This window comes from Mediterraneibacter torques (assembly GCF_044591705.1).
Lineage (GTDB): Bacteria > Bacillota > Clostridia > Lachnospirales > Lachnospiraceae > Mediterraneibacter > Mediterraneibacter torques.
Genome location: NZ_CP172594.1, coordinates 2,523,238 through 2,542,451, shown reverse-complemented (window position 1 = coordinate 2,542,451; position 19,214 = coordinate 2,523,238). Strand labels below are relative to the sequence as shown.

Below are 19,214 nucleotides of genomic sequence, written 5' to 3'. Positions count from 1 at the left end.
AATGAATATTGAAAGGGAAAGGGGAAAATGTAAATATCCACTTTTGTTTCAACCGTTGAAAGTGAACAAAATTGTTTTGAAAAACAGGATTATTTCGGCTCCATTGGGAAGTAATACAGATAAATCATTAAGTGGGATAGGGATGATTATCAGAGGAACGAGCGGATCGGTGGATGATACGCGTATGCGTTTAACTCCGGGAACGTATTGTTTTGCAGATTTATTCCAGGCGGCTAAAGTCAGAGAAGAAGTTTCATTGATCAGACAGCGCGGTGCGAAAGCGGAGTTTGAATTGTGTCACTGCGGTCAGTTTGCGGTTGTGGAAGAAGGTGATTATGCCATAGGGCCGGTATCCTTCGTAAGAAACGATGGAACAGAGGTGCGGGCTATGGATGAAAAAATGATGGATGAAATCGCAGATAAATTTGCAAAGTCGGCATGTGACGCAAAAGAGTATGGGTTTGATGGGGTATTGCTTCATTTCGGACACGGATGGCTTCCGGCACAATTTCTTTCTCCGTATTTTAATAAAAGAAAAGATGAGTATGGGGGGAGCTTTGAAAATAGAATAAAATTCCCGATGATGATCGTAGACAGGGTGCGGCAGGCGGTTGGACGAGATTATATGTTGGATATGCGGATAAGTGGAGAAGAGCATATAGAAGGCGGCATGGAGATTGATGAAGTTGCGGAATTTATAAAAAGGATTGAAGATAAGATAGATATGGTTCATATTTCCTGCGGAGTGGAAATAGATAATCGTACAAAAATCTACATGTCGCCTACGGCATATGCACCGCATAAAATCAATGCGAAAATGGCAAAACTTGTGAAAGAAAAAGTGAAGATACCTGTAGCGGTAGTGGGAGGGATTATGACTCCGGAAGAGGCGGAAGAAATACTTGAGGACGGATGTGCCGATGCTGTTGTCATAGGACGTCAGTTGATCGCCGATCCATGGTGGGTGAAAAAAGCATGGGAAGGCCGATCGGAAGATATTGTTCCGTGTATCAGATGCATGAACTGTTATAATCCATATCAATATAAAACAGAGGAAGAACGAAGAAAGCATGTCGGGCTCAATACAGTTCCGTGCTGCTCGGTGAATCCGAGATATTTGCATGAAGATCGCGTCCCGAATGAACTGCCGGAAGCGTCTGTAAAGAAAAAGACAGTAGTAGTCGGCGGAGGTCCTGCCGGAATGCAGGCTGCGTTGACGGCGGCACGAAGAGGACATCAGGTGATTCTTTTAGAACGAGAAGGGGAATTGGGCGGACAGTTGATCTGCTCAGAGTATGATGAGGTAAAGCAGGATTTAAAGAGATTGAAAGATTATTTGATCCTTCAAGTTCAAAAGGCGGAAGTAGAAGTAAGATTAAATGTAACCGCTACACCGGAAATGGTTAAGGAATTGAGTCCTGACAGTCTGATCCTTGCGCTTGGAGCTTATCCGATACAGTTAAATCTTCCGGGCACAGAAAAGAATGATCATGTTTTTACATGCATAGAAGCTTATAAATATCAGGAAAAGATTGGTGAAAATGTGGTCGTTATAGGCGGCGGATCTATCGGATGTGAGTTGGGGGTTGAATTGAGCAGAAAAGGAAAACAGGTGACGATTCTTGAAATTGAAAAAGTGTTGAACCGAACTTTGAATGATATTATGAAAACTGCTTTAAAAACAGAAATGGAAAAATGCAGAACATTAACCGTGCTGACAGAGACTCGATGTGTTTCGATAGAGGAGGGATTCGTAACTGCGGCATCTAAGGATGGGGAAGAATTTGAAATAAAAGCAGATACAATTATTTTTGCGGCAGGGATGAAGGCTAGAACCGATGAGGCGAATACATTTTTCGGAATCGCGCAGGACACGAATATAATCGGCGATGCAAATCGGGTAGGAACGGTATGGAATGCGATGGAGGACGGATATTATATTAGCGCGGGATTATGACTTTGGCGAAAGGGGCGATGTGGATATGTTTCCTGAACATTTTCTTTGGGGCGGAGCGGTTTCCGCAAATCAATGCGAAGGTGCGTTTGATGAAGAGGGAAAAGGAATCTCCATACAAGATGTACTTCCGAAAGGGTTGAAAGGTGGAATGACAGAAGAGCCGGTGAAAGAGAATTTAAAGTTAAAAGGAATTGATTTTTATCATCGGTATAAAGAAGATTTAAAAATGATGGCTGAGATGGGATTTAAAGTTTTTCGGACATCGATTGCATGGAGTCGGATTTTTCCGCGTGGAGATGAAGAAAAACCGAATCAGAAGGGAATAGAATTTTATCACAACTTGTTTGCAGAATGCAGAAAATACGGAATCGAACCGCTTGTGACATTGTCGCATTACGAAACTCCGTTGTATTTAGCGGAAAAATACGATGGATGGCGCAGCAGAAAGATGATTGATTTTTATAAAACATATGTAAAGGCAGTATTTGAAGAATATAAAGATGAAGTGAAATACTGGCTTACATTTAATGAAATCAACTCAATACTGGAGTCTCCTTTTATGAGTGGAGCGATCATGACTCCGAAAGATGAACTGACGGAAGAGCAGCTTTATCAGGCGGCGCATCATGAACTGACTGCAAGCGCATGGGCAGTGAAGATCGGTCATAAAATTAATCCGGATTTTAAAATCGGGTGTATGATTTTAAGCGTGCCTGTATATCCGCTGACTCCGGAACCGGATGATGTCCTGGCGGCAAAAGAACAGGAGCATAAAAGCTTAATGTTTGCAGACGTTCATGTTCGGGGAAAATATCCGGGATATGCGCTGAGATATTTTAGAGAACATGGAATTTCTTTAGAGATAGAAGAAGCGGATCGGGAAGTTTTGAAAGAGACGGTAGATTTTATTTCATTGAGTTATTATATGAGCGCGTGCGCGACTGCACATTCGGAAAAGATGCGAAGAGGTGAAGGAAATATATTGGGAGGCGTTCCTAATCCGATGTTGAAATCGAGCGAATGGGGATGGCAGATAGATCCGAAAGGATTGAGATATGTATTGGAAATATACTGGGAAAGATATCAAAAACCGTTGTTTGTTGTCGAAAACGGACTTGGAGCGAAAGATTATCCGATTCATAAAGAGGACGGAAGCGTGGAAATTGCCGACGATTACCGGATAGAGTATTTACGAAAACATATTGCGGAAATGGAAAAGGCGATTGAAAACGGCGTCGATGTTATGGGATATACGGTTTGGGGATGTATTGATCTTGTGAGCGCGTCTACGGCCCAAATGAGTAAACGGTATGGGATGATTTATGTAGATAGAAATGATGACGGAAGCGGAACGTTAAAGCGTTGGAAGAAAAAAAGTTTTGGCTGGTATCAAAATGTAATAGCTAAAAATGGAAGGGAATTATAAAAGTCAAAATTGAGAAAAACAACAGATGTCCGAACTGTATGACATCTGTTGTTTCCATATATAATAGGGAAAAAGAGAAAAATGATATTGTATTGAAAAAAATACAATTTTTCATAAAAATAGCTTGAAATACAATGTTATTTCCTATATACTAAAAAAGCTGTGACATGATAGCTGTGAAGCGTGAGGTTGCTGCCCGGCAAAAAGATAAGCTGAGGCAGGTTTTCCGTGGAGCGAATGTCAAGTTAGGAAACTGGCGACAAGTCACTGTACGAATCACAACTGATTACTGATTACCACAAGGGAAAAGTATGAAACAACGTGTGAGTTTCTCACGACACACACGGGAGAGTGTACAGTCACCGCTTGTCGTACTGAAGTCAAAAGTACGAAAAGGAGGCGACTTTTTTTATGGCAAGTCAAGTAATGAGAATCACATTGAAAGCGTATGATCATCAGCTCGTTGATGCATCCGCAAAGAAAATCATCGAAACTGTAAAAAAGAATGGGTCACAGGTGAGCGGACCGGTGCCGCTGCCGACAAAGAAAGAGGTAGTGACAATTCTTAGAGCGGTACACAAGTACAAAGACTCAAGAGAGCAGTTCGAGCAGAGAACTCATAAGAGACTCATCGATATCGTTACACCGACACAGAAAACTGTGGATGCTCTTTCCAGACTGGAAATGCCGGCAGGTGTTTACATCGATATCAAAATGAAAAATAAGTAAGCGAAAAACCGCTGAACATTCAAATTAACAGTAACAATCCTAACATTTAGGATGAGCGCGAAAGCGTTCCGCTGTAAATCACAGGAGGTATTTATAATGAAGAAAGCTATTTTGGCTACAAAAGTTGGAATGACTCAGATCTTCAATCACGAAGACGGAGTTCTGATTCCGGTAACAGTTCTGCAGGCTGGACCGTGTGTGGTTACACAGGTTAAAACAGTTGAGAACGATGGCTACAGCGCCGTGCAGGTTGGATATGTTGACAAGAAAGATAAGATTGTCACAAAAGACGGAAGCGGAAGAAAAGCGATCGCACACAGAAACGGTGTGACAAAAGCTGAAAAAGGCCACTTTGACAAAGCAGGCGTATCCGGAAAAAGATATGTAAAAGAATTTAGATTTGACAATGCAGAGGAATATGCTCTTGCTCAGGAGATCAAAGCTGATATCTTCGCAGAGGGAGATCACATCGATGCGACAGCAATCTCCAAAGGTAAAGGTTTCCAGGGCGCGATCAAACGTCACGGACAGAGCAGAGGACCTATGACACATGGTTCCAAGTTCCATCGTCACGCTGGTTCCAATGGTGCGGCATCTGATCCGAGTAAAGTATTCAAAGGCAAAAAAATGCCTGGACAGATGGGTAACAAGAAGATTACTGTTCAGAACCTTGAAATCGTGAGAGTTGATGCAGAGAACAACCTGCTTCTCGTAAAAGGTTCAGTTCCGGGACCGAAGAAATGTCTTGTAACGATCAAAGAAACAGTAAAAGGAAACTAAGCTGACAATAAGAAAGGAGGAACACACAGATGGCAAAAGTATCTGTTTACAATATCGAAGGTAAAGAAGTTGATACAATCGAATTAAACGATGCTGTATTCGGTGTTGAAGTAAATGAGCACCTCGTACACATGGCAGTTGTAAATCAGCTTGCAAACAATCGTCAGGGAACACAGAAAGCCAAAACACGTTCTGAGGTTTCAGGCGGCGGAAGAAAACCGTGGAGACAGAAAGGAACAGGACACGCAAGACAGGGTTCAACAAGAGCTCCGCAGTGGACAGGCGGCGGTGTTGTATTCGCTCCGGTTCCGAGAGATTACTCATTCAAGATGAATAAAAAAGAGAAGAGAGCTGCTCTTAAATCCGCACTTTCTTCCAGAGTAGAAGAGAACAAATTCATCGTAGTTGACGAGATGAACTTCGATGAGATCAAAACAAAGAAATTCCAGAATGTCCTGAACAACCTGAACGTAAACAAAGCGCTTGTTGTTTTGGAAGACGGAAATACAAACGCAGAGATTTCTGCTAGAAACATTGCTGGCGTTAAGACAGCACGCACAAATACGATCAACGTATATGACATCCTGAAATACAACACAGTGATCGCAACGAAAGCTGCTGTTGCAACAATCGAGGAGGTGTACGCATAATGGCAAACATTCAGTATTATGATGTAATCCTTAAACCGGTTATCACAGAGAAAAGCATGGATCTGATGGCTGACAAGAAATATACATTCCTTGTACACACAGAGGCTACAAAAGCTCAGATCAAAGAAGCTGTTGAAAAAATGTTTGAAGGAACAAAGGTTGCTCGTGTCAACACAATGAACCTTGAAGGAAAAAACAGAAGACGCGGAATGGTAGTCGGAAAAACAGCTAAGACAAAGAAAGCGATCGTACAGCTTACAGAAGACAGTAAAGAAATCGAAATCTTTGAAGGACTGTAAGATCAGAAACTATATACGGTGCAAATCCGTGAAACAAATAATTAGACGAAATGAAAGGAGAGAAAGTAATGGGAATCAGAACATATAACCCATATACACCTTCCAGAAGACAGATGACAGGATCTGATTTCTCCGAGATCACAAAGACAACTCCGGAAAAATCACTTCTTGATTCCAAAAAAAGAAAAGCAGGTCGTAACGCACAGGGTAAGATTACTGTAAGACATCGCGGCGGCGGCGCTAAGAAAAAATATAGAATCGTAGACTTCAAGAGAAAGAAAGACGGAATCCCGGCAACAGTAGTAGGTATCGAATACGATCCGAACAGATCTGCAAACATTGCGCTGATCTGCTACGCAGACGGAGAAAAAGCATATATCCTTGCTCCTGAAGGACTGAAAGACGGAATGACAGTTATGAACGGTGCAGATGCCGAAGTAAGAGTAGGAAACTGCCTCCCGCTTTCTGAGATTCCGGTAGGTACTCAGATCCATAACATCGAGCTTTATCCGGGAAAAGGCGGACAGCTTGTTCGTTCAGCAGGAAACAGCGCGCAGCTTATGGCTAAAGAAGGAAAATATGCAACACTCAGACTTCCGTCAGGTGAGATGAGAATGGTTCCGATCATCTGCCGCGCATCTATCGGTGTGGTAGGAAACGGAGAGCACAACCTGATCAATGTAGGTAAAGCAGGACGTAAGCGTCACATGGGCATCCGCCCGACAGTACGTGGTTCTGTTATGAACCCGAACGACCATCCGCATGGTGGTGGTGAAGGTAAGACAGGTATCGGCCGCCCGGGTCCGTGTACACCGTGGGGTAAACCGGCACTTGGTCTTAAGACCCGCAAGAAAAACAAAGCTTCTAACAAGCTGATTGTAAGAAGAAGAGACGGTAAAGCGATTAAATAATTAGATTCACAAGGAGGTTAGAACCTATGGCTCGCTCACTTAAAAAAGGACCATTTGCAGACGAAAGCTTACTGAAAAAAGTAGACGCTATGAACGCTGCAGGTGATAAATCAGTTATTAAGACATGGTCACGCCGTTCTACAATCTTCCCGTCATTTGTAGGCCACACATTTGCCGTACATGACGGAAGAAGACATGTACCGGTATATGTTACAGAAGATATGGTAGGACACAAACTCGGTGAGTTCGTTGCGACAAGAACTTACAGAGGACACGGCAAAGACGAGAAGAAGTCGAAAGTCAGATAAGATTCATATATTTTGAAAGGAGGGTTCATCCATGGCAAAAGGACACAGATCCCAAATCAAGAGAGAAAGAAACGAGCAGAGAGATACAAGACCTTCAGCTAAGATTTCTTACGCAAGAATATCTGTTCAGAAGGCATGCTACGTTCTTGATGCCATCAGAGGTAAGGATGTACAGACAGCACTCGGTATTTTAGCTTACAATCCGAGATATGCTTCAGCAGTTATAGAGAAATTACTGAAATCAGCGATTGCTAACGCTGAGAACAACAACGGTATGAGCGTTGACAACCTTTACATTGAGGAGTGCTACGCAAACAAAGGACCGACAATGAAGAGAATCAGACCGAGAGCACAGGGTAGAGCTTATAGAATCGAGAAGAGAATGAGCCACATCACAATCGTGCTGAATGAAAGATAGGAGGACAATATGGGACAGAAAGTAAATCCTCATGGCTTGAGAGTCGGCGTTATCAAAGAATGGGATTCCAAATGGTACGCAGAGAAAGATTTCGCTGACAACTTGGTTGAAGACCACGAGATCAGAACATTTTTAAAGAAAAGATTATACAGCGCCGGAATCTCCAAAATCGAGATCGAGAGAGCTTCCGATCGCGTGAAGATCATTGTTTATACAGCTAAACCGGGCGTTGTTATCGGTAAGGGCGGTTCCGAGATCGAAAAAGTAAAAGCAGAGCTTGCTCAGTTCACAGATAAGAAACTTATCGTTGATATCAAAGAGATCAAAAGACCGGACAAAGACGCACAGCTTGTAGCTGAGAACATTGCCCAGCAGCTTGAGAACCGTATTTCATTCAGACGTGCTATGAAATCCTGCATGTCCAGAACAATGAAAGCAGGAGCTCTTGGAGTTAAAACTTCTGTATCCGGACGTCTCGGCGGAGCTGATATGGCTCGTACAGAGTTCTACAGCGAGGGAACAATTCCGCTTCAGACACTTAGAGCAGACATTGACTATGGATTCGCAGAAGCTGACACAACTTACGGAAAAGTCGGTGTAAAGGTTTGGATTTACAAAGGCGAAGTTCTTCCGACTAAAGCAGATAAGGAAGGGAGAGATAAATAATGTTAATGCCAAAAAGAGTAAAACGTCGTAAACAGTTCCGTGGTACCATGAAAGGAAAAGCTCTCAGAGGTAACACGATCGCATATGGTGAGTACGGTATCGTAGCGGCAGAGCCGTGCTGGATTCGTTCCAATCAGATCGAGGCAGCCCGTGTTGCCATGACACGTTACATCAAACGTGGCGGTAAAGTTTGGATCAAAATTTTCCCGGATAAGCCGATCACGGCAAAACCGGCTGAGACTCGTATGGGTAGCGGTAAAGGTACAGTTGAGTATTGGGCAGCTGTAGTAAAACCGGGCCGCGTGATGTTTGAAATTGCAGGAGTACCAGAGGAAACAGCTAGAGAGGCACTTCGACTTGCAATGCATAAATTACCTTGCAAATGCAAAATCGTTTCTCGCGCAGACTTAGAAGGCGGTGATAACAGTGAAAACTAATACATTTGTAAAAGAATTAAGAGGAAAATCCGTAGAGGAATTAAATCAGGAATTAGTAGCTGCTAAGAAGGAACTCTTCAACTTGAGATTCCAGAATGCCACAAACCAGTTGGACAATACAAGCAGAATCAAAGAAGTAAGAAAAAATATCGCACGTATCCAGACGATGATCACAGAGGCTGGACGATAAGCGGATATCAGCTTCTTTGCCAGAATGATTGAAAGGAGAATAGAAGTGGAAGAGAGAAATCTGAGAAAAACCCGTACGGGTAAGGTCGTAAGCGACAAGATGGACAAAACAATCGTTGTTGCCGTGGAAGACCATGTAAAACACCCGCTTTATAAGAAGATCGTAAAAAGAACTTACAAGCTGAAAGCTCATGATGAGAATAACGAGTGTAAGATCGGTGATACAGTAAAAGTTATGGAAACAAGACCTCTGTCAAAAGACAAAAGATGGAGACTTGTGGAGATCATGGAGAAAGCAAAATAATTTTTGAAGGAGGTTTACCTGCATGATACAGCAAGAAAGCAGACTGAAAGTAGCAGACAACACAGGCGCTAAAGAATTACTGTGCATCCGTGTGCTTGGCGGTTCTACAAGAAGATATGCGAGCATCGGTGATGTGATCGTTGCAACTGTAAAAGATGCAACACCAGGCGGCGTTGTTAAAAAAGGCGATGTCGTAAAAGCTGTTGTTGTTCGTTCTGTAAAAGGCGCTCGTCGTAAAGACGGTTCCTATATCAGATTCGATGAAAATGCTGCTGTTATTATAAAAGACGATTTGAATCCGCGTGGAACACGTATTTTTGGACCAGTAGCCCGTGAGCTTAGAGAGAAGCACTTTATGAAAATTGTTTCTCTTGCTCCGGAAGTACTGTAGGGAGGTGCCTAAGAATGTCAACTATGAAAATTAAAACAGGCGACACTGTAAAGGTTATCGCCGGAAAAGATAAAGACAAAGAGGGCAAAGTTATCGCCGTAAATAAAAAAGACGGAAGAGTCCTCGTTGAAGGCGTCAATATGCTGACAAAGCACACAAAGCCGAGCGCAGCAAACCAGAACGGTGGCATCGTACATCAGGAAGGTTATATCGATGCATCTAACGTAATGCTTATGCACAAAGGTCAGGCAACACGAGTAGGCTTCAAAATGGATGGAGACAAAAAAGTTCGTTTCGCAAAGAAGACTGGCGAAGTTATTGATTAATTCGGGAAGGAGGACCAAGGACTTTGAGTAGACTGAAAGAACAGTACCAGAATGAGATCGTTGACGCAATGATCAAAAAATTCGGATATAAAAATATTATGGAAGTGCCGAAGCTCGACAAAGTTGTTATCAACATGGGCGTTGGCGAAGCAAAAGAAAATGCAAAGGTTTTAGAGTCTGCAATCGCCGATATGGAAAAGATCGCAGGTCAGAAAGCCGTTGTTACAAGAGCAAAGAACTCCGTGGCTAACTTCAAAATCAGAGAGGGTATGCCGATCGGATGTAAGGTTACGCTTAGAGGCGAGAAAATGTATGAGTTCGTTGATCGTCTGATTAACCTTGCGCTTCCGCGTGTGCGTGACTTCAGAGGTGTAAACCCGAACGCATTTGACGGAAGAGGAAACTATGCACTTGGAATCAAGGAGCAGTTGATTTTCCCGGAGATCGAATATGATAAGATCGACAAAGTCAGAGGTATGGACGTAATCTTTGTTACAACAGCCAAAACTGACGAGGAAGCACGTGAATTATTGAAACAGTTCAATATGCCGTTTGCAAAATAAAGGAGGAAAATCATGGCAAAGACATCTATGAAAATCAAACAGCAGCGCAAGCCTAAATTCTCCACAAGAGAATATAGCCGCTGCAGAATCTGCGGACGTCCGCATGCGTATTTGAGAAAATATGGAATCTGCCGTATCTGCTTCCGTGAACTGGCATACAAAGGACAGATCCCGGGAGTTAAGAAAGCCAGCTGGTAAGCCGAAAGCAGTTTGGCGCATCGCAAAGAAATTTTCCGCGGGGCAGAAAATGTAGAACAGATAGAATATAAAAGGAGGATACATCCACATGACTATGAGCGATCCTATTGCAGATATGCTTACAAGAATCCGTAATGCGAACACTGCAAAACATGATACAGTTGATGTACCGGCATCCAAGATGAAACTTGCTATCGCAAATATTCTTCTTGATGAGGGATATATCGCAAAATATGATCTTGTAGAAGACGGACACTTTCAGACAATTCATATCACACTGAAATACGGTGCTGATAAGAACGAGAAAGTTATCACAGGACTTAAGAGAATCTCAAAACCGGGACTTCGTGTTTATGCAAACACAGAAGATATCCCGAGAGTACTCGGCGGACTTGGAACAGCGATCATTTCTACAAACAAAGGCGTTGTAACAGATAAAGAAGCAAGAAAACTCGGCGTAGGCGGAGAGGTACTTTGCTTCGTTTGGTAATTTAAATCCGTTGAGTACAGAGGAAACACCATCGCCGCTAAACTCGTGGGAGACCTCGTTAAGCGTCGAGGTGTACTTTCGCACTAAGCTCGAAAGTACTTCGCTAAGTGCTCAATGCAACTGAAAACAGAGGAGCCAAAGCAGCTCCTCCGAAAATCTAAGTTAAGGAGGAATAGGGTATGTCACGTATAGGAAGACTGCCGGTTGCAATTCCTGCAGGAGTAACTGTAGAAGTTGCAGAGAACAATGTAGTGACTGTGAAAGGTCCGAAAGGAACTCTTACAAGAGAGCTTCCGACAGAAATGGAAATTAAGGTTGAAGGCGAAGAAGTAACTGTAACAAGACCGAACGATCTCAAGAAAATGAAATCTCTTCACGGTTTGACAAGAACACTGATCAACAACATGGTTGTCGGAGTTACAGAAGGATATCAGAAAGTCCTTGAAGTAAACGGTGTAGGTTACAGAGCATCAAAATCAGGAAATAAACTGACACTGAACCTTGGATATTCTCATCCGGTTGAGATGATCGATCCGGAAGGCGTTGAGACAGTTCTGGAAGGTCAGAACAAGATCACTGTAAAAGGAATCGACAAAGAAAAAGTTGGACAGTATGCGGCTGAGATCAGAGATAAGAGAAGACCGGAGCCATATAAGGGCAAAGGTATTAAATATGCTGACGAAGTAATCAGACGTAAAGTAGGTAAGACCGGTAAGAAATAAATAAGGAGAGTGTGAAAATGGTTAGTAAGAAATCAAGAAGCGAAATTCGTAGAAAAAAACACATGAAATTACGCAACCGTTTCAGCGGCACTGCTGAAAGACCGCGTTTAGCTGTTTTTAGAAGTAATAATCATATGTATGCTCAGATCATCGACGACACTGTTGGAAATACTCTGGTTGCGGCTTCCACTCTTCAGAAAGATGTGAAAGCAGAACTTGAGAAAACAAACAACGTTGAAGCAGCAGCATGCCTCGGAAAAGTAATTGCCGAGAAAGCAAAAGAAAAAGGTATTACAGAAGTTGTATTCGACAGAGGCGGCTTCATTTATCAGGGTAAGATCAAAGCACTGGCAGACGCAGCAAGAGAAGCCGGGCTGAATTTCTAGGAAGGGAGAACACAGATGAGACAGGAACGCATTGATGCTAGTCAGATGGAATTATTAGAAAAAGTGGTATCAATCAAACGTGTTACCAAAGTTGTTAAAGGTGGTCGTAACTTCAGATTTACAGCTTTAGTTGTTGTCGGAGACGGCAATGGTCATGTTGGTGCAGGTTTGGGAAAAGCTACTGAAATCCCGGAAGCGATCCGCAAAGGGAAAGAAGACGCTATGAAGAAAATGATCGAGATCACATTCGATGAGAACGGAAGTATCACACACGATGTACTCGGAAAATTCGGAAGTGCATCCGTACTTCTGAAAAAAGCTCCGGATGGTACAGGAGTAATCGCCGGAGGTCCGGCTCGTGCCGTGATCGAGATGGCGGGAATCAAAAATATTCGTACAAAATCTCTCGGATCAAACAATAAACAGAATGTCGTACTTGCTACGATCGAAGGACTCAAAGACGTTAAGTCTCCGGAAGATGTTGCAAGACTTCGCGGCAAATCGATCGAGGAGATCATGGGCTAAGACGATAGAAAATGTTGAATAACAGATTCTATCCTATCGCATAAGGAGGTAAGATTGAAATGGCAAACTTAAAAGTTACGTTAGTAAAGTCTACAATCGGAGCCATACCAAAGCATAAAAGAACAGTTGAGGCTCTTGGTCTCAAGAAGACCGGCAAGACAGTCGTACTGCCGGACAATGCAGCTACCAGAGGTATGGTACAGCAGGTTAGACATTTAGTTAAGGTTGAAGAAGAGGCATAAAAAGATAAGGAGGTAACGTCATGGACTTATCAAACTTAAGACCGGCAGACGGTTCAAAACAGAGTGATAATTTCAGAAGAGGCCGTGGACATGGTTCAGGAAACGGTAAGACAGCCGGTAAAGGCCATAAGGGACAGAAAGCACGTTCCGGCGCTACAAGACCCGGATTCGAAGGCGGTCAGATGCCTTTGTACAGAAGAATACCGAAGAGAGGATTCACTTGCAGAAACTCTAAGACGATCGTAGGTATCAACATCAGCGAACTCGAAAGATTCGAGGACGGAGCTACAGTATCTGTTGAAACACTGATCGAGAGCGGTATCGTGAAAAACCCGAGAGACGGAGTTAAAATTCTTGGAAATGGAGAGTTAACTAAGAAGCTTACAGTTCAGGCAAATGCATTTAGTGCAAAAGCTGCTGAGAAAATTGAAGCGCTTGGTGGAAAAGCAGAGGTGATCTAATGCTGAAGACAGTGCGTAAAGCATTTCAGATTGAGGATATCAGAAAACGAATTTTTTATACGTTCGTAATGCTTGTCATCGTAAGACTTGGATCACAGCTTCCGACTCCGGGGGTAGATCCGACATTTATCAAGGAATTTTTTGCACAGCAGACGGGGGACGCTTTCAACTTTTTTGAAGCGTTCACCGGAGGCTCGTTTACAAACTTTTCCATTTTTGCATTGAGCATCACACCGTACATCACTTCATCCATTATTATGCAGCTTCTCACAATCGCAATTCCGAAATTAGAGGAGATGCAAAAAGAAGGAGAAGAAGGAAGAAAGAAGATTGCCGCAATTACACGTTATGTGACAGTTGCGCTGGCGCTTATTGAGTCTACTGCAATGGCAGTTGGATTCGGTCGACAGGGTCTTCTCGAAGAATACAATTTCGTAAGCTGTGCAGTTGTCGTATGTACACTGACGGCGGGAAGTGCCTTTATGATGTGGATCGGTGAGCGCATCACTGAAAACGGTGTCGGAAACGGTATTTCTATCGTTCTTCTGATCAATATTATTTCTCGTGTTCCGAGTGATTTATACACACTTTACGAGAAATTCATGAGTGGAAAGAAACTTGCTCAGGCAGGTCTTGCGGGATTGATTATTTTAGCGGTAATTCTTGCAGTAGTAGTCTTTGTTGTTCTTCTTCAGAGCGGAGAAAGACGAATTGCGGTACAGTATTCTAAAAAAGTACAGGGAAGAAAAACATACGGCGGACAGTCTACACATATTCCGCTTCGTGTAAACACTGCCGGAGTAATCCCGGTTATCTTTGCATCATCTTTGATGCAGACTCCGATCGTCATTGCCCAGTTCCTCGGAAAAGGAAACGGAACAGGCATCGGAAGCCAGATCCTTGCTGCAATGAATTCAAACAACTGGTGTAATCCGGCAAAACCGGTTTATACGGTTGGACTGCTTGTATATATTCTGCTCACAATCTTCTTTGCATATTTCTATACATCGATTACATTTAATCCTTTGGAGATTGCAAATAATATGAAGAAGAGCGGCGGATTTGTTCCGGGTATTCGTCCGGGAAAACCGACAGTTGAATATTTGCAGAAAATTTTGAATTACATTATTTTCATAGGCGCATGCGGACTGATTATCGTTCAGGTAATCCCATTCTTCTTCAATGGTATGTTCGGCGCAAACGTTTCTTTCGGAGGAACATCGCTTATCATTATCGTAGGTGTTGTGCTTGAAACGATCAAGAAGATTGAGTCGCAGATGCTTGTGAGAAATTACACAGGATTCTTAAATAATAAAGGAAGCAACGCGTCAAACAGCTTTCTTGGATATTAAATAACAATGTTTAACAGCTCGCCCTGTTTTGCCTTGAAAAAGGCAAAACGCAGCGGGCTCAAGGTGTATTTTAAGATAAAACAAAAAACAGTTCTGTATGCAGGAAAATATTTCGGGGCAAAAGAACTGTTTGCATATCGATCGGAGGTAGAAGTTATGAAGATTATCATGCTGGGAGCGCCGGGAGCCGGAAAAGGAACACAGGCTAAAAAGATTGCAGAAAAATATTCGATTCCACATATTTCCACGGGAGATATTTTCCGTGCCAATATCAAAAACGGAACGGAGCTTGGGAAAAAGGCGAAGACATATATGGATCAGGGTCTTCTTGTGCCGGATGAATTAGTAGTCGATCTTGTTGTAGATAGAGTGAATCAGGATGATTGTGCGAACGGATATGTGCTTGACGGTTTTCCGCGTACGATTCCGCAGGCAGAAGCATTAGACAAAGCTCTTGCCGACATGGGACAGAAGATAGATTATGCTATCGACGTAGAAGTTCCGGATGAAAATATCGTAAACAGAATGTCGGGAAGAAGAGCCTGCGTAGACTGCGGGGCAACATATCATCTCGTATATGCCCCTACGAAAGAAGAAGGAATTTGCGATAAATGCGGAGGCGGTTTGATTCTTCGCGACGATGACAAGCCGGAAACAGTTCTGAAAAGACTTGGCGTCTATCATGACCAGACGCAGCCTTTGATCGATTATTATACACAGTCCGGTATTTTAAAGGAAGTAGACGGAACGATCGATATTGATGATGTATTTGCGGAAATTGTAAGGATTCTGGGAGAGTAAAAATGTGAAACGGCATGTGATGCCGAAATTCAGGAGGATTAAATAATATGTCAAAAGCTGACGTAATAGAAATCGAGGGAGTAGTAGTAGAGAAGCTCCCGAATGCAATGTTTAAAGTGGAACTCGAGAACGGACATATCGTTCTTGCACATATCAGCGGAAAATTAAGAATGAACTTTATTAAAATTCTTCCGGGAGATAAAGTGACGCTCGAGATGTCGCCATATGATCTTAGCAAGGGGAGAATTATCTGGAGAGATAAATAAAGCATAAAGGAAGCCGGTGCAATAAAGCCGGGCGGAATTTGAGTATTTACGGGAAGTTGTTCTGTGAGACTGCAGTGACGAAGAGTCAGGGCTTATGTACAGAACAACTTTTTTGCGTAATATTTGCGATTAAAAAGCGGAGCGAAAAAGAAATAGGAAAGTATAAGAAATAGAGGGTTGACTTAAATGCGGGGTTGGTGATATACTATGAAATGGTCATTTCTGGTGAGGTGTGCCCAAATGACCGGAAATTGTAGGTAAGCAAAGAAGGGAAGGAGGATTTGACATGAAGGTTAGATCATCAGTAAAACCAATTTGTGAAAAATGCAAGATTATTAAAAGAAAAGGAAGCATCAGAGTAATCTGTGAAAATCCGAAACACAAACAGCGTCAGGGTTAATTGACAGGAAGTTTGTGAAGTGATTTAGGCGGCTGACAGCATGACACACGAGGATGTGTGTAGAGCTGTTTAATATACAGTAAGGTTACACCGTATCTGCCCATCAGGTACCGGCAGTGCGTGTGTCCCGCTTCCGTAGTTTGCCCGTTTCGTCCATTTGTGACGATCATAGGCAGAGCCGGCATATGGCTTGAACGGATGCGATTGTATATTGCTTCTAATACCCGGCGTTTGCATTGACGGATAAGATCCGTGCCGGGAAAGGGCGCGAGGAGAACGCGTCTGGGCTGGGATATCGGCAAAAGGCCGGTAGGATGCGGCATTATAATAAGCAGAGCGTCCGCAGCCTCAATTAAAGACAGTATAAACAAAGAAAATGGAGGAAAGACACATGGCTCGTATTGCAGGTGTAGACTTACCAAGAGACAAACGTGTAGAGATCGGCTTGACTTATATTTATGGAATCGGAAGAACAAGCGCAAGCCGTATTTTGGCAGATGCAGGAGTAGATCCGAATACTCGTGTAAGAGATCTTACAAGTGAAGAAGTAAAAAAGATCAGCGCAGTGATCGATGAAACTCAGGTTGTAGAAGGTGATCTTAGAAGAGAGATCCAGCTTAACATCAAGAGACTGAAAGAAATCGGATGCTACCGTGGAATCCGTCATAGAAAAGGACTTCCGGTGCGTGGTCAGAAGACAAAGACAAACGCAAGAACATGTAAAGGTCCGAAGAGAACAGTAGCAAACAAGAAAAAATAAGCTGAAAGCAACTTAATGAAAACGAAGTTTGAATTTAGTGCGAAGCCGTTCGCAAATCTTAGCAAATGCGAAGCATGAGCTTAGCTGAGCGAACAAACTTGTTATAACAAGGAATTAAATCAAAGAGAAAGAAGAAAGTAGGTTAGTTTAAATGGCAAAGAAAGTTGCAAAAAAAGTAACAAAAAAACGTGTCAAGAAAAACGTTGAACGAGGACAGGCACATATCCAGTCATCTTTTAATAATACAATCGTTACATTAACAGATACACAGGGAAATGCTCTTTCATGGGCAAGTGCAGGCGGTCTGGGATTTAGAGGTTCAAGAAAATCTACTCCATATGCAGCGCAGATGGCAGCTGAGACAGCAGCTAAAGCGGCATTGGTACACGGACTTAAGTCTGTAGATGTATTCGTAAAAGGACCGGGATCAGGACGTGAAGCGGCAATCCGTGCTCTTCAGGCATGCGGTATTGACGTAGTAAGTATCAAAGACGTAACACCGGTTCCGCATAACGGATGCCGCCCGCCGAAACGCAGAAGAGTGTAATCGACGGCTGAACATTATCATACACCGGAAAGTAACTTGGAAAGCGGTATGAAACCGCTCGTATGTATAAATTAGGAGGATAGACATGGCAGTAAACAGAGTTCCTGTTCTTAAAAGATGCCGTTCTTTAGGCATGGATCCGATTTACCTCGGAATTAATAAAAAATCTAACAGACAGTTAAAAAGAGCAAACAGAAAAATGAGCGAGTACGGTCTGCAGCTTCGCGAGAAACAGAAAGCGAAATTCATCTACGGCGTACTTGAAAAACCGTTTAGAAACTACTATGCGAAAGCAAAACAGATGGAAGGAATGACAGGTGAAAACCTGATGAGAATTCTTGAGTCCAGACTGGACAACGTAATCTTCCGCATGGGACTTGCAAGAACAAGAAAAGAAGCAAGACAGATCGTTGATCACAAACACGTTCTCGTAAACGGAAAACAGGTAAACATTCCGTCTTACCTTGTAAAAGCAGGAGATACGATTGAGATCAAAGAAAACAAAAAAGGCTCACAGAGATATAAAGACATTCTTGAAGCGACTGGCAGCAACATGGTTCCGGAATGGCTCGATGTTGATGCAGAGAACCTGAAAGGATCTGTAAAAGAACTTCCGGCAAGAGAAGCGATCGATGTTCCGGTAGATGAGATGTTGATTGTCGAGTTATATTCTAAATAATATCGGCTGCAACAGCGTATCCCTTCAACATTTTAAAACCCAAAAGGAGGGTCTGTGTAGTGTTTGATTTTAATAAACCTAATATTGAGATTACGGATGTTTCGGAAGATAAAAAATATGGAAGATTTGTTGTAGAACCGCTTGAAAGAGGATATGGTACAACACTCGGAAATTCTCTAAGAAGAATCATGCTCTCATCTCTTCCGGGTTCTGCGATCAGTTCCGTTAAGATCGACGGAGTTCTTCATGAATTCAGTTCGATACCGGGCGTAAAAGAAGACGTTACGGAGATTATCATGAATTTGAAATCTCTCGCGATAAGAAATATGTCTGAGTCAGACGAGCCGAAAACAGTATATATTGAGTTTGAAGGCGAAGGTGTTGTGACAGGAGCAGACATCAATATTAATGACCCTGATATTGAGATCGTAAATCCGGATCAGGTGATCGCTACATTGAGCGGCGGCAAAGACTGCAGGCTGAATATGGAATTGACGATCACAAAGGGCAGAGGATATGTAAGTTCTGATAAGAACAAAACAGAAGATATGCCGATCGGAGTGATTGCGATTGACTCGATCTATACACCGGTTGAACGTGTGAATCTGACTGTTGAGAATACTCGTGTCGGACAGATTACGGATTATGATAAATTAACACTTGATGTTTGGACAAAAGGAACAATGCTTCCTGATGAGGCGGTAAGCCTTGCGGCAAAAGTGCTGAGCGAACATTTGAAACTTTTCGTTGATCTTTCGGAAGTTGCTCAGGTTGCGGAAGTAATGATCGAGAAAGAAGACGATGAGAAAGAGAAAGTTCTTGAGATGAGCATTGATGAACTTGAACTTTCCGTTCGTTCCTATAATTGTCTGAAGAGAGCCGGAATCAATACGGTAGAAGAACTTACTAATAAGACTCCTGAAGATATGATGAAAGTTCGTAACCTCGGACGTAAATCACTTGAGGAAGTGCTTGCTAAGTTAAAAGAACTCAATCTTGAGTTGAATCAGGGCGAGGAATAATCGCTTTAT

31 protein-coding genes are annotated in these 19,214 nt (G+C 42.7%); all 31 read left to right on the top strand.

The genetic code is table 11. From position 1 onward, the window contains the following. Position 1 precedes the first annotated feature (1 nt). The 31 genes from ACH9UM_RS11935 to ACH9UM_RS11785 all read left to right on the top strand — a co-directional run bounded on the left by ACH9UM_RS11935 (position 2) and on the right by ACH9UM_RS11785 (position 19,205). Positions 2-1,957 carry an FAD-dependent oxidoreductase gene (locus ACH9UM_RS11935; RefSeq protein ID WP_004847525.1) on the top strand — a complete coding sequence of 652 codons (1,956 nt, stop codon included), beginning with the start codon at positions 2-4 and terminating at the stop codon, positions 1,955-1,957. 25 nt (positions 1,958-1,982) lie between these two features. Next, complete coding sequence (locus tag ACH9UM_RS11930) at positions 1,983-3,383, top strand: glycoside hydrolase family 1 protein (protein ID WP_044998211.1); 1,401 nt, start codon at positions 1,983-1,985, stop codon at positions 3,381-3,383. A gap of 411 nt (positions 3,384-3,794) precedes the next feature. Continuing rightward, positions 3,795-4,112 (top strand): 30S ribosomal protein S10, encoded by a 318-nt coding sequence (gene rpsJ, locus ACH9UM_RS11925; protein WP_004847522.1) that lies wholly within the window; start codon positions 3,795-3,797, stop codon positions 4,110-4,112. A 96-nt stretch (positions 4,113-4,208) separates the two neighbouring features. Then, the gene (rplC, locus tag ACH9UM_RS11920) at positions 4,209-4,892 is read left to right on the top strand and encodes a 50S ribosomal protein L3 (protein WP_009243092.1); all 684 of its coding nucleotides are present in this window, start codon (positions 4,209-4,211) and stop codon (positions 4,890-4,892) included. A gap of 29 nt (positions 4,893-4,921) precedes the next feature. Further along, entirely contained in the window at positions 4,922-5,542 is a 621-nt protein-coding gene (rplD, locus tag ACH9UM_RS11915; RefSeq protein WP_004847520.1) for a 50S ribosomal protein L4, read from the top strand. Next, the gene (rplW, locus tag ACH9UM_RS11910; protein WP_004847519.1) at positions 5,542-5,841 is read left to right on the top strand and encodes a 50S ribosomal protein L23; all 300 of its coding nucleotides are present in this window, start codon (positions 5,542-5,544) and stop codon (positions 5,839-5,841) included. Before rplD ends, rplW begins: the two co-directional genes overlap by 1 nt. 68 nt (positions 5,842-5,909) lie before the next feature. Then, the gene (rplB, locus tag ACH9UM_RS11905; RefSeq protein WP_009243089.1) at positions 5,910-6,752 is read left to right on the top strand and encodes a 50S ribosomal protein L2; all 843 of its coding nucleotides are present in this window, start codon (positions 5,910-5,912) and stop codon (positions 6,750-6,752) included. 26 nt (positions 6,753-6,778) lie between these two features. Further along, positions 6,779-7,060 (top strand): 30S ribosomal protein S19, encoded by a 282-nt coding sequence (gene rpsS / locus ACH9UM_RS11900; protein ID WP_004847517.1) that lies wholly within the window; start codon positions 6,779-6,781, stop codon positions 7,058-7,060. 31 nt (positions 7,061-7,091) lie between these two features. After that, positions 7,092-7,478, top strand: coding sequence for a 50S ribosomal protein L22 (rplV, locus tag ACH9UM_RS11895; protein ID WP_004847516.1), 387 nt, complete (start codon positions 7,092-7,094; stop codon positions 7,476-7,478). 9 nt (positions 7,479-7,487) lie between these two features. Next, positions 7,488-8,144: a 30S ribosomal protein S3 gene (rpsC, locus tag ACH9UM_RS11890; protein WP_004847515.1), complete on the top strand. Its 657-nt coding sequence runs from the start codon at positions 7,488-7,490 to the stop codon at positions 8,142-8,144. Next, positions 8,144-8,581, top strand: coding sequence for a 50S ribosomal protein L16 (gene rplP / locus ACH9UM_RS11885; RefSeq protein WP_004847514.1), 438 nt, complete (start codon positions 8,144-8,146; stop codon positions 8,579-8,581). The genes rpsC and rplP overlap by 1 nt, the downstream gene beginning before the upstream one ends. Then, a complete protein-coding gene (gene rpmC / locus ACH9UM_RS11880) occupies positions 8,571-8,771 on the top strand; it encodes a 50S ribosomal protein L29 (protein ID WP_009243087.1) in 201 nt (66 codons plus the stop codon). Before rplP ends, rpmC begins: the two co-directional genes overlap by 11 nt. Positions 8,772-8,795: 24 nt before the next feature. Then, positions 8,796-9,074, top strand: a complete 279-nt coding sequence (gene rpsQ, locus ACH9UM_RS11875) for a 30S ribosomal protein S17 (RefSeq protein ID WP_004847512.1) — start codon at positions 8,796-8,798, stop codon at positions 9,072-9,074. Positions 9,075-9,096: 22 nt separating this feature from the next. Continuing rightward, positions 9,097-9,465, top strand: a complete 369-nt coding sequence (gene rplN, locus ACH9UM_RS11870) for a 50S ribosomal protein L14 (protein ID WP_004847511.1) — start codon at positions 9,097-9,099, stop codon at positions 9,463-9,465. A gap of 14 nt (positions 9,466-9,479) precedes the next feature. Then, positions 9,480-9,791, top strand: coding sequence for a 50S ribosomal protein L24 (gene rplX / locus ACH9UM_RS11865; RefSeq protein ID WP_009243085.1), 312 nt, complete (start codon positions 9,480-9,482; stop codon positions 9,789-9,791). A gap of 23 nt (positions 9,792-9,814) precedes the next feature. Next, positions 9,815-10,354, top strand: a complete 540-nt coding sequence (gene rplE, locus ACH9UM_RS11860; protein ID WP_009243084.1) for a 50S ribosomal protein L5 — start codon at positions 9,815-9,817, stop codon at positions 10,352-10,354. A 12-nt stretch (positions 10,355-10,366) separates the two neighbouring features. After that, complete coding sequence (locus ACH9UM_RS11855; RefSeq protein ID WP_004847508.1) at positions 10,367-10,552, top strand: type Z 30S ribosomal protein S14; 186 nt, start codon at positions 10,367-10,369, stop codon at positions 10,550-10,552. Positions 10,553-10,640: 88 nt separating this feature from the next. Next, positions 10,641-11,042 (top strand): 30S ribosomal protein S8, encoded by a 402-nt coding sequence (gene rpsH / locus ACH9UM_RS11850; protein WP_004847505.1) that lies wholly within the window; start codon positions 10,641-10,643, stop codon positions 11,040-11,042. 179 nt (positions 11,043-11,221) lie between these two features. After that, entirely contained in the window at positions 11,222-11,764 is a 543-nt protein-coding gene (rplF, locus tag ACH9UM_RS11845; protein WP_004847504.1) for a 50S ribosomal protein L6, read from the top strand. A 17-nt stretch (positions 11,765-11,781) separates the two neighbouring features. After that, positions 11,782-12,150 carry a 50S ribosomal protein L18 gene (rplR, locus tag ACH9UM_RS11840; protein WP_004847503.1) on the top strand — a complete coding sequence of 123 codons (369 nt, stop codon included), beginning with the start codon at positions 11,782-11,784 and terminating at the stop codon, positions 12,148-12,150. A 15-nt stretch (positions 12,151-12,165) separates the two neighbouring features. Beyond that, positions 12,166-12,675, top strand: coding sequence for a 30S ribosomal protein S5 (rpsE, locus tag ACH9UM_RS11835; RefSeq protein WP_004847502.1), 510 nt, complete (start codon positions 12,166-12,168; stop codon positions 12,673-12,675). A 59-nt stretch (positions 12,676-12,734) separates the two neighbouring features. Continuing rightward, the gene (gene rpmD, locus ACH9UM_RS11830) at positions 12,735-12,917 is read left to right on the top strand and encodes a 50S ribosomal protein L30 (RefSeq protein WP_004847501.1); all 183 of its coding nucleotides are present in this window, start codon (positions 12,735-12,737) and stop codon (positions 12,915-12,917) included. A 20-nt stretch (positions 12,918-12,937) separates the two neighbouring features. Beyond that, positions 12,938-13,378, top strand: coding sequence for a 50S ribosomal protein L15 (rplO, locus tag ACH9UM_RS11825; protein WP_004847500.1), 441 nt, complete (start codon positions 12,938-12,940; stop codon positions 13,376-13,378). Continuing rightward, a complete protein-coding gene (gene secY, locus ACH9UM_RS11820) occupies positions 13,378-14,730 on the top strand; it encodes a preprotein translocase subunit SecY (protein WP_004847499.1) in 1,353 nt (450 codons plus the stop codon). Before rplO ends, secY begins: the two co-directional genes overlap by 1 nt. 156 nt (positions 14,731-14,886) lie before the next feature. Further along, positions 14,887-15,531: an adenylate kinase gene (locus ACH9UM_RS11815; RefSeq protein ID WP_044929484.1), complete on the top strand. Its 645-nt coding sequence runs from the start codon at positions 14,887-14,889 to the stop codon at positions 15,529-15,531. Positions 15,532-15,578: 47 nt separating this feature from the next. Continuing rightward, the gene (gene infA, locus ACH9UM_RS11810; RefSeq protein ID WP_004847497.1) at positions 15,579-15,797 is read left to right on the top strand and encodes a translation initiation factor IF-1; all 219 of its coding nucleotides are present in this window, start codon (positions 15,579-15,581) and stop codon (positions 15,795-15,797) included. Positions 15,798-16,083: 286 nt separating this feature from the next. After that, entirely contained in the window at positions 16,084-16,197 is a 114-nt protein-coding gene (gene rpmJ / locus ACH9UM_RS11805; protein WP_003497809.1) for a 50S ribosomal protein L36, read from the top strand. Positions 16,198-16,588: 391 nt separating this feature from the next. Then, positions 16,589-16,957 carry a 30S ribosomal protein S13 gene (gene rpsM / locus ACH9UM_RS11800; RefSeq protein WP_009243082.1) on the top strand — a complete coding sequence of 123 codons (369 nt, stop codon included), beginning with the start codon at positions 16,589-16,591 and terminating at the stop codon, positions 16,955-16,957. 151 nt (positions 16,958-17,108) lie between these two features. Further along, on the top strand, positions 17,109-17,504 hold the full coding sequence (gene rpsK / locus ACH9UM_RS11795) for a 30S ribosomal protein S11 (protein ID WP_005613028.1): 396 nt from the start codon (positions 17,109-17,111) through the stop codon (positions 17,502-17,504). Between the two features lie 85 nt (positions 17,505-17,589). Then, positions 17,590-18,183, top strand: a complete 594-nt coding sequence (gene rpsD, locus ACH9UM_RS11790) for a 30S ribosomal protein S4 (protein ID WP_009243081.1) — start codon at positions 17,590-17,592, stop codon at positions 18,181-18,183. Between the two features lie 59 nt (positions 18,184-18,242). Beyond that, a complete protein-coding gene (locus tag ACH9UM_RS11785) occupies positions 18,243-19,205 on the top strand; it encodes a DNA-directed RNA polymerase subunit alpha (protein ID WP_009243080.1) in 963 nt (320 codons plus the stop codon). Positions 19,206-19,214: the final 9 nt, after the last annotated feature.